We start from the raw sequence: 8,940 nt of genomic DNA on the forward strand, positions 1-8,940 counted from the left end.
TGTGAAGCGGGGGAAAAGTCGGAGATGACTTCAAAGACTTACCTATCGCTATTTCCGTCGGATTTAGCGACCTACGGCAGGGATGCCAAGGCTCTGCTGAAAGAATTGCAGAGCCAGAACGAGCGGATGTTCCTCGTCACTTTTTTGGTGCTGAACACCGGCAGGACTGAACAGGAACTGGAAAACAATGTTTTTCAGGCATCCAGTATTGCCCAGAAGCACAACTGCAACCTGTTCCGACTGGACTTCCAGCAGGAGCAGGGTCTGATGAGCAGCCTGCCGCTGGCAGACTGCCAGATCGAAATTCAGCGGGGACTGACCACCAGCAGCACTGCTATCTTCATCCCCTTTACCACGCAGGAATTGTACCAGAGCGGAAAAGAATCGCTGTACTACGGTCTGAATGCTCTGTCCAACAACCTGATTATGGTGGATCGCAAGAAGCTGAAAAACCCGAATGGCTTGATTTTGGGCACTCCCGGCTCTGGCAAAAGTTTCTCGGCAAAACGTGAGATTGCCAATGCGTTTCTGGTGACGGACGATGATATTATTATCAATGATCCCGAAGGCGAATACTCGCCGCTGGTGAACCGGCTGAAAGGTCAGGTCATCAAAATCAGCCCCAACAGCACCCAATTTGTCAACCCCATGGACATCAACGCCAACTACTCCGAGGAGGATAATCCGCTGTCCCTGAAAGCCGACTTTATTCTTTCTTTGTGTGAGCTGGTGGTGGGCGGCAAGGAGGGTCTGCTGCCGGTAGAAAAGACGGTCATTGACCGCTGTGTGCATCTGATCTACCGCAAATATTTTGCGAACCCCTGCCCGGAGAATATGCCCATCCTTGAGGACTTGTACAATGCCCTGCTCCAACAGGACGAAAAAGAAGCCCACCATGTTGCCACGGCTCTGGAGATCTACGTCAAGGGCAGTCTGAACCTGTTCAACCACCGCACCAACGTGAACGTCAATAACCGCATCGTCTGCTATGACATCAAGGAGCTGGGCAAGCAGATGAAAAAGCTGGGGATGCTCATTGTGCAGGATCAGGTGTGGGGGCGTGTCACGGCAAACCGCAGCAGCGGAAAGTCCACCCGGTATTATATGGACGAGATGCACCTTTTGCTGAAAGAGGAGCAGACCGCCGCTTATTCCGTGGAGATCTGGAAGCGTTTCCGCAAGTGGGGCGGTATTCCCACAGGGCTGACCCAGAACGTGAAAGACCTGCTTTCTTCCCGTGAGGTCGAGAATATTTTTGAAAATTCGGACATGATCATCATGCTGAATCAGGCGGCGGGAGACCGGCAAATTCTCGCAAAGCAGCTCAACATCTCGCCCCATCAGCTTTCCTATGTGACCCACTCCGGCGAGGGCGAAGGGCTGCTGTTTTTCGGCAATGTCATTCTGCCGTTTGTGGACCGTTTCCCCACCGATCTGGAACTCTACCGCATTATGACCACCAAGTTGGGTGAAGTTTCGGAGGGCGCACAGAAATGAGTGAACCGAAGCTGAACATTAAAGAGGAAACGTCAACCAAAAAGACCCGTTCTCCCCCGAAAAAAGCCAAGGTAGAGCAGACGGTGCCCAAAAAGAAAAAGCTGAAAACGGATGTAGACAAGGCGGCAGAGAAAGCCCAGCATCTGCGATTTGGCAAGGCGGAACTGACCCCAGACGAATTGAGCCGGTTGAGCAAGGCGCAGAAGCGGGAAATGTACGCCGCCCACGCCGCCCGCTCTGCGGTGCATCGGGAGGTTGACCAGTACGAGGATGAAAACGTCGGTGTGCAGGCGTTGAGCGAGGGCGAAAAGGCGGCAGGAAATGTCCGGGATATTTCTAAGAGCCGTTATGCCCGGAAACTGAAAAAGAAAGCCAAGATGCAGGGCAAGAAAGGCTCCAAAACCTCTAAATCTTCCGCATCGGAGCCGCCTGCGGCACAAGATGCAGGCGCATCCGGCACCGGCGAGGGCGGCTCCAACTGGCTTTCACGCTGGAAACAGCGGCAAGAAATCCACAAAATCTATTATGCCGCCGCCCGGTCGGGCACGGCGGCGCAGACCGCAGGCGGCAAAGCGGCATCCAATGGCGCATCTGCTGCCCGGTCCGGCGTGGAACAAGCCGTAGAAAAAGGTAAAACTGCCGTCAGCACTGCCTTGAAAGGGCTGGCGAATGCCGCCAAGGGCAACGCACACGTTCTGGTGATCGTGGGCGTTTTTCTTTTGCTCATCCTCATGGTCATGTCTGCCTTTTCCTCCTGCGGCATCCTCTTTTCCGGCGGCACGCAGGTGTCCGGGCAGACCATATACTCTGCCGAGGACCGGGACATCCGAGGCGCAGAACAGGACTACAAGAAGCTGGAAAAGGAACTCGACAAAAAGATCAAGCGTACCCCCACCGACCATCCCGGCTACAACGAGTACCAGTATCATCTGGATGCCATCGAGCACGACCCGTGGCAGCTCACTTCGTTCCTGACCACCCTGTATAACGACTACACCCGTTCGGAGGTGCAGGGCAAGCTGAAGGAGACCTTCAAAAAGCAGTACAAGCTCACCACATGGGTGGAGGTGCAGACCCGGTATATGACGGTCTGGGTCATCAGCCCGGCAGGAATCCCGGTTCCCACGCAGGTTCCCTACGAGTACCGCATCTTCCACACCAAGCTGGTCAATCGTGGCTTGGAGGTGGTCATCCGGGAGGAACTGGACAACGACCAATGGAAACGCTACGAGATCTTTCAAGACACCTTGGGCGGCAGACCCTATCTGTTCAACGGCGGTCTGCCGCCCGGTGGCTCCGATGGCTCCGGCGCACCGGGCATCGACTATCAGGTTCCGGCAGAAGCCCTGACGGACGAAGAATTTTCCAAAATCTACGCCGAAGCAAAGAAATATGTCGGCACGCCCTACGTCTGGGGCGGTTCCACCCCGGAAACCGGCTTTGACTGTTCGGGTTACGTCTGCTGGGTCTACAACCAGAACGGCTACGATGTGGGGCGCACCACCGCCAACGGATTATGGCAGAAAAGCCAGCACATTTCCGAAGCCGAAGCAAAGCCCGGTGATCTGGTCTTTTTCAAAGGCACCTACGACACCCCCGGCATGAGCCATACCGGGATCTATCTCGGCAACGGCATGATGGTCAGTGCTGGCGACCCCATCAAATACGCAAATATCCACTCGTCCTACTGGGAGAAGCATCTCGCCGGGTTCGGACGGCTTTCAAAATGATTGGAGGAGTTACTATGAGCGAAAAATCGGATAAGCTGCGGGCAATGCTGGCAAAAGAGAAGGAGCGCCGCATCAAGCTGAACAACCGCATCGAGATCCTGGAGCGGCGCATTCAGGAGGAGGATTCTGCTGAGGTCAACGAGATGGTGCGGACTGCAAAGGTCACGCCGGAACAGCTCGCCGCCCTGCTGCGGCAGTCGGCAACTGCCACCCCGAACCCGGCTGCGCTGTCTGCCGTGGGTGCAACTTTCGAGAAGGAGGTCAATACGGATGAAGATTAAGAAACTGAGCGCACTGCTGGTATCGGCGGTGCTGTGCGCTGGCATGGCAGCTCCCGCCTTTGCCTTTGAGGGCGAAGCCACCCCGGTGGAGCAGCCTATCCTGCCGGAGGTGGTGGAGGATGTTGTCACCGTCACGGACGAAACCTCTGGTGCTCTGACCCCGGAGGGCAACCTGACACTGGTGGACGATTACCACACCAATTATTCGGATGGTTCCGGGCAGCAGTTCATCACGCTGGTATCGAAATCGGGTGCGACATTTTATCTGGTAATCGATCGGAACAGTAAAGGCGCGCAAACCGTACACTTTATGAACCTTGTGGACGAAGCCGACCTGTTGGCACTGATGGAGGAAGAAGATGTGGATGCTTATACCGCTGAAAAAGAAGCAGCGGCGCAGGCAGAACAGGACAAGCTGAAAGCCGAGGAAGAAGCCAAGAAAGCCGCAGAAGAAGCGGCGGCATCCGGCGAGGAACAGCCCAAGGAAAACAAGGTCACAAAGATCGCATCCGGCTTTCTGGGCGTAGTCGTGCTGATCGCACTGGCGGCAGGCGGCAGCTTCTACGCTTTCGCAAAGCAGAAGCAGAAAAAGCAGGCCGAAAAAGAAGCCCTTGACCCTGATGCAAACTACACCGAGGACAAGGGCGACTTCGAGATTCCCACCGAGGGCGAGCCGGAGGAACCCGGTGAGGAAGATACCGAACCCATCTGATTTCAAGGCGGCATTTGCCGCCGTACATATCCAAATGAAAACAGATTGGAGGGAACGCTTATTTTAATTCTAGTTGTAGCAGAAAAGCCATCTGTCGCTATGTCCTACGCAAAAGTCCTCGGTGCTACCCGCCGTCAAGACGGTTATCTGGAGGGCAACGGCTATCTGGTAAGCTGGTGCGTTGGTCATCTGGTAGAGCTTGCACCGCCCAACATCTACGATGCCAAGTACGTCAAGTGGAGTATCGCAGATTTGCCCATCCTGCCGGAAAGGTGGCAGTATCTGGTGTCTGCGTCCACCGAAAAGCAGTTTGGTATCCTGAAAGACCTGATGAACCGCCCGGACGTAGACAGCATTGTGAACAGTTGCGATTCCGGACGTGAGGGAGAATTGATCTTCCGCTTGGTGTACCAGCAAGCCGGGTGCAAAAAGCCCTTTTCTCGCCTATGGCTGTCCAGCATGGAGGAAAACGCCATCCGGGAAGGGTTCGCCCATCTCAAACCGTCAACTGAATACGATGCGCTGTACAACGCAGCACTCTGCCGGGAACGTGCCGACTGGATGGTCGGCATCAATGCGTCCCGGCTTTTTTCGTGTCTGTACGGGCAACCTCTGGCGGTGGGGCGTGTTATGACCCCGGTGCTTGCCATGACGGTGGTGCGGGAAGCCGCCATTGCCGCCTTTGTGCCGGAGAAATTCTACACGGTGGATCTGGAACTGACCAGTGGCTGCACGGCATCCAGCCGCCGCATTCCTGAAAAATCCGTTGCAGAAAAACTGCTGGAAGCCTGTCGAAGGGAGATGGTGGCAACGATCCAGCGCATCACCCGCAAGGAAAAATCCGAGAATCCGCCGTTGCTGTACGATCTGACCACCCTTCAGCGAGATGCTAACCGCTTGCTGGGGTACAGCGCACAGCAGACGCTGGACTATGTGCAGAGCCTGTATGAGAAGAAACTTACCACTTATCCCAGAACTGATAGCTGCTATATCACCGACGATGACGAGGAAATGCTGGAGGAGCTGACCGAGGAACTGGAAGGTTTTCTCGGCATTACCCCGGAGGACATGGACGAGGCTGTGCCCCGGACACGGCGCACCGTCAACCGGGAAAAAGTCACCGATCATCACGCCATCCTGCCCACCCGCAGTATGCTGCAAGCCGATCTGGACGCACTGCCCAAGGGGGAGCAGAACGTCCTGAAGCTCATCATCGCCCGGACGCTGATGGCAGTCAGCAAGCCCTTCCGGTATCTGGAAACCCTGCTGACCACCGAATGTGCCGGGGAGGAATTTACCGCCAAGGGCAAGGAGGTTCTGGAGGAAGGCTGGAAAGCGGTGGAACGCAAGGTACTGGCAGACATTCTGAATCGAAAACAGGAACTCACCGCCCTGCCCAATGCGGCAGAAAACGAGTGCGGTATCCTCAATGCAGAGCTGAAGGAGGGTCAAACGTCCCCACCGAAGCATTTTACCGAGGACACCCTGCTGCACGCTATGGAAACCGCCAGTGCAGACAGTATGCCGGAGGGCGTGGAGCGTCAGGGCATCGGCACCCCGGCAACCCGTGCCGCCACCATTGAAAAGCTGGTGCAGAAGGGCTTTCTGGAGCGCAAGGGCACCAAGAAAACCAAGGTGCTGCTGCCCACGGATAAGGGGAAAGCGTTAATCACCGTGATGCCCGAAGAAATCCAATCCCCGGAAATGACCGCTGATTGGGAAACAAAACTGCTGCAAATCGAGCGCAGCGAAATGGAGCCGGAAACTTTTATGACTGAAATCAAAGAGATGATCTCCTCGCTGGTAACGACCACCGAGGCTGCGAAGGGAGCGAATGCGCTTATGAAAAACAAGATTATTGGTATCTGCCCGAACTGCGGTGCAAATGTTGTGGAGCGTGAAAAGGGCTGGTTCTGCGAGAACCGGGAGTGCCGTTTCGTGCTGTGGAAGGATAATGCTTTTCTGAAACGGCTCGGCAAACGCATGGACGCTCATGTGGCAGACAAGCTGCTGCGGGATGGCCGGGTCCGCCTGAAGGACTGCAAGAGTGCCAAGGGCAAGACCTACAATGCCACCGTGCTGCTGTCCTGTGAAGCCGATGGCCGCAGCAAGTTTTCGCTGGAATTTGAGGGTGGGTGCTGATGGAGCAGATAAAAGAAGCGGTCTACCTTATCAACGATGAACGCTATCTGCATCTCCGGGAAAACAGTGCAGGGGTCGGCTTTGCCACTTATAACAAGGTAACTGGCGAGCCGCTGGAAAGTGGGCAGATCTCGGAAAAGAATCTGCCGCCCGATGGACAAAACACCATCCCTGCCGCCCGGAACTGGTATCTGTTTGAACTTTCGGACGATGACCGTAAGGCCATCCAACAGGAAAGCGTAAAGATCCTTGAAAACATCCCGCAGGCGGGCATTGGCAGGCGGCGCATCTGGGAGCCGGAAATGCTGCCGAAGGATATTCGTCTCATCAACAGCCACTATGATGACCTCTATCGCATTCCAGATGGCGGCGTGATTCAGGTGGATTACCCGGATGGGCGCAGTTTTACGGCACGGGTGGAACATCTGGATGATTACCACTTTGACATGGGCGGTCTGGGCAATGTGTTCCACATCTGCCAGTTTGCCGAAGTCATGGAACGAAACCATGCAGACTTCTACCCGGAGATTCAGACACAGGACGAGCAGGCTGCATGGGAACTGGGCGGCAAAGGCTACCTTGCCATCCAGTCCTATGAGGATGGATGGGACTACACCATTTACCACAGCGATTATTCTGTGATGGACGGCGGGCAGCTGAATGCCCCGGAACTGACCATTCAGGAAGCCCGTGAGCAGATTCTGGAAGCGCACCACTTGGAAAAGGGCCGGCGGCTGTTGCAGGACTACGATGCCGTCATGGACAAAGTTGCGGAAGCCGAGGAACTGAGTGCAGATCACCGCCCTTCCACATTGGAAAAGCTGGCAGCACTGGCAAGTGATACGTCTGCGCCAAAATCCTCTGCACGTTCTGCGCCAGAACTGTGAGGTGGACGATGCAGCAAAAATGGAACCAGAATTTTGACGGCGAACCCATGGCGGACATCCCGCAGAAATTTCTGAACGCAGGGTGCGATGTTTATATGGTGATGCAGCTGCGGCATGACGAAAAAATCCTCGATGAAAGATTTGCTTCCATGCGGGAACTGCATCGTCGGGGCAAAACGCCCGACCCGGAGCATTACGAGGTCACCTACTATGCTGATTTGCCCGCCATGTGGCAGGATGTGCCGAACAACGAGATTTTGGAAGAACTGTTTCAGGTGTTCAACCTCTCCCGTCCGCAGGATTTTGAGGGGCATAGCCTGTCGGTCAGCGATGTGATTGCACTCAAACGCAATGGCGAGGTGTCTGTGCATTATGTGGACAGCATCGGCTTCAAAGATTTACAGGGGTTTCTGGACAAGCAGCCGGAACGCCCTTCGGTGCTGATGAATCTCAAGGAAAAGTGCGATGCCCCGGAGTGTAACCCAACTGGAAGCCGGAAAGCGAGGACTGAACATGAACTTTGACCATGAAGAACTCATGCTGATGATGCTTTACAACACCGGCACCCGACTGGGGCTTATCCACGAACTGCGGCTCATGCAGTGCTACCTGATGCCCGATGAGACTGCTCTGCGGGAACTGTCCGAACAGGTCATCGAGAAGCTGAAACTGCTGACCGATGCAGAGTTTGCCGAATTGGAATTTCCCCCGGACTGATTATTGCCGCCTACGGGCGGCGTACATAAAGTATTTTGTTCTTCCAAAAGATATGCTATAATCAAATCAGACAAAATTCCTCTCTTCAAGCGATTTCTCCGCAATTTTCCTGTGGCTCTGCTCGTATCAAAAATAAGGGACCGATTTTTAATTGTCAGAACGGAGGAACCATTATGGCAATCTTTGAAAAGACCATCCGAAACAAGAATTTTGACAAACTGCTTCGGAAGCTGGAAAATGAAATCCCGGACAGCAGTTGGTCGGCAGATTTAGAGGCAGGCAGTGATTTCAAAGAGGGCGATGCCCGGTGCAGTGTCCGTGTGTTTGAACGGTACAGCATGATGGGCGGCAACCGCCTGAGTCTGACACTGACCATGTTCCAGAATGGAGATAGCCCGATTCGGCTGTCTGCAATTACAGCGGGCGGCAGTCAAGCGGTGTTCTTCAAGGTGAACACCCTCGGAGAAGAATCTTTTCTGGACGATGTAAAGGACCTGCTGGAAGAAATTTTGGAGGAATAAGATGTTTTACGCTGGAATTGATCTGCTGTTCAGCATTCTGTTTCCCATCCTGTTCCTTGTGGTTTTGGGCATGATCCTATACACCATCATCGGAAATATCAGCACATGGAATAAAAACAACCATTCGCCGCGGCTGACCGTTCCGGCAACGGTGGTGGCAAAGCGCACGGAAGTTTCTCGCCACCATACGGACAATACGATGATGCATACGTTCACGACCTATTATGTGACCTTTCAGGTGGAAAGCGGCGACCGCATGGAACTTACCGTAAGTGGTTCGGACTACGGAATGCTTGTGGAGGGCGACATTGGAAAGCTGAGTTTTCAGGGCACCCGCTATCTTGGGTTTGAGCGGAACTAAGTGTTTCTTACATTATATAGTATGGAGTGCTGCATGAACGATCTGTTTATCCAAGGGCTGACCATCGACTGGAACAGAGTTCGCCCATACAA

At 54.4% G+C, this 8,940-nt stretch carries 10 protein-coding genes; all 10 read left to right on the forward strand.

The features are described from left to right. The coding region (locus DW937_RS14305; RefSeq protein WP_120121462.1) for a VirB4-like conjugal transfer ATPase, CD1110 family at positions 1–1,497 on the forward strand (1,497 nt) is incomplete at its 5' end. Further along, positions 1,494–3,227, forward strand: a complete 1,734-nt coding sequence (locus tag DW937_RS14310; RefSeq protein ID WP_120121465.1) for a CD1108 family mobile element protein — start codon at positions 1,494–1,496, stop codon at positions 3,225–3,227. The genes DW937_RS14305 and DW937_RS14310, both read left to right, overlap by 4 nt. A 14-nt stretch (positions 3,228–3,241) precedes the next feature. After that, a complete protein-coding gene (locus DW937_RS14315) occupies positions 3,242–3,508 on the forward strand; it encodes a DUF4315 family protein (protein ID WP_120080869.1) in 267 nt (88 codons plus the stop codon). Then, complete coding sequence (locus DW937_RS14320) at positions 3,498–4,220, forward strand: DUF4366 domain-containing protein (RefSeq protein ID WP_165852954.1); 723 nt, start codon at positions 3,498–3,500, stop codon at positions 4,218–4,220. Before DW937_RS14315 ends, DW937_RS14320 begins: the two co-directional genes overlap by 11 nt. A gap of 60 nt (positions 4,221–4,280) precedes the next feature. Beyond that, positions 4,281–6,362: a DNA topoisomerase 3 gene (locus DW937_RS14325; protein WP_120080996.1), complete on the forward strand. Its 2,082-nt coding sequence runs from the start codon at positions 4,281–4,283 to the stop codon at positions 6,360–6,362. Beyond that, complete coding sequence (locus DW937_RS14330) at positions 6,362–7,249, forward strand: LPD16 domain-containing protein (RefSeq protein ID WP_120080867.1); 888 nt, start codon at positions 6,362–6,364, stop codon at positions 7,247–7,249. Before DW937_RS14325 ends, DW937_RS14330 begins: the two co-directional genes overlap by 1 nt. Before the next feature lie 8 nt (positions 7,250–7,257). After that, a complete protein-coding gene (locus tag DW937_RS14335) occupies positions 7,258–7,773 on the forward strand; it encodes a YodL domain-containing protein (protein ID WP_120121467.1) in 516 nt (171 codons plus the stop codon). Then, positions 7,763–7,966: a transposon-transfer assisting family protein gene (locus DW937_RS14340; RefSeq protein WP_097793492.1), complete on the forward strand. Its 204-nt coding sequence runs from the start codon at positions 7,763–7,765 to the stop codon at positions 7,964–7,966. The genes DW937_RS14335 and DW937_RS14340 overlap by 11 nt, the downstream gene beginning before the upstream one ends. A gap of 173 nt (positions 7,967–8,139) precedes the next feature. Next, positions 8,140–8,487 carry a DUF6054 family protein gene (locus DW937_RS14345; RefSeq protein WP_005921745.1) on the forward strand — a complete coding sequence of 116 codons (348 nt, stop codon included), beginning with the start codon at positions 8,140–8,142 and terminating at the stop codon, positions 8,485–8,487. Position 8,488: 1 nt separating this feature from the next. After that, on the forward strand, positions 8,489–8,848 hold the full coding sequence (locus DW937_RS14350; protein ID WP_112122181.1) for a DUF2500 domain-containing protein: 360 nt from the start codon (positions 8,489–8,491) through the stop codon (positions 8,846–8,848). Positions 8,849–8,940 lie beyond the last annotated feature (92 nt).

It is taken from the genome of Faecalibacterium sp. AM43-5AT (assembly GCF_003603345.1).
GTDB lineage: Bacteria > Bacillota > Clostridia > Oscillospirales > Ruminococcaceae > Faecalibacterium > Faecalibacterium taiwanense.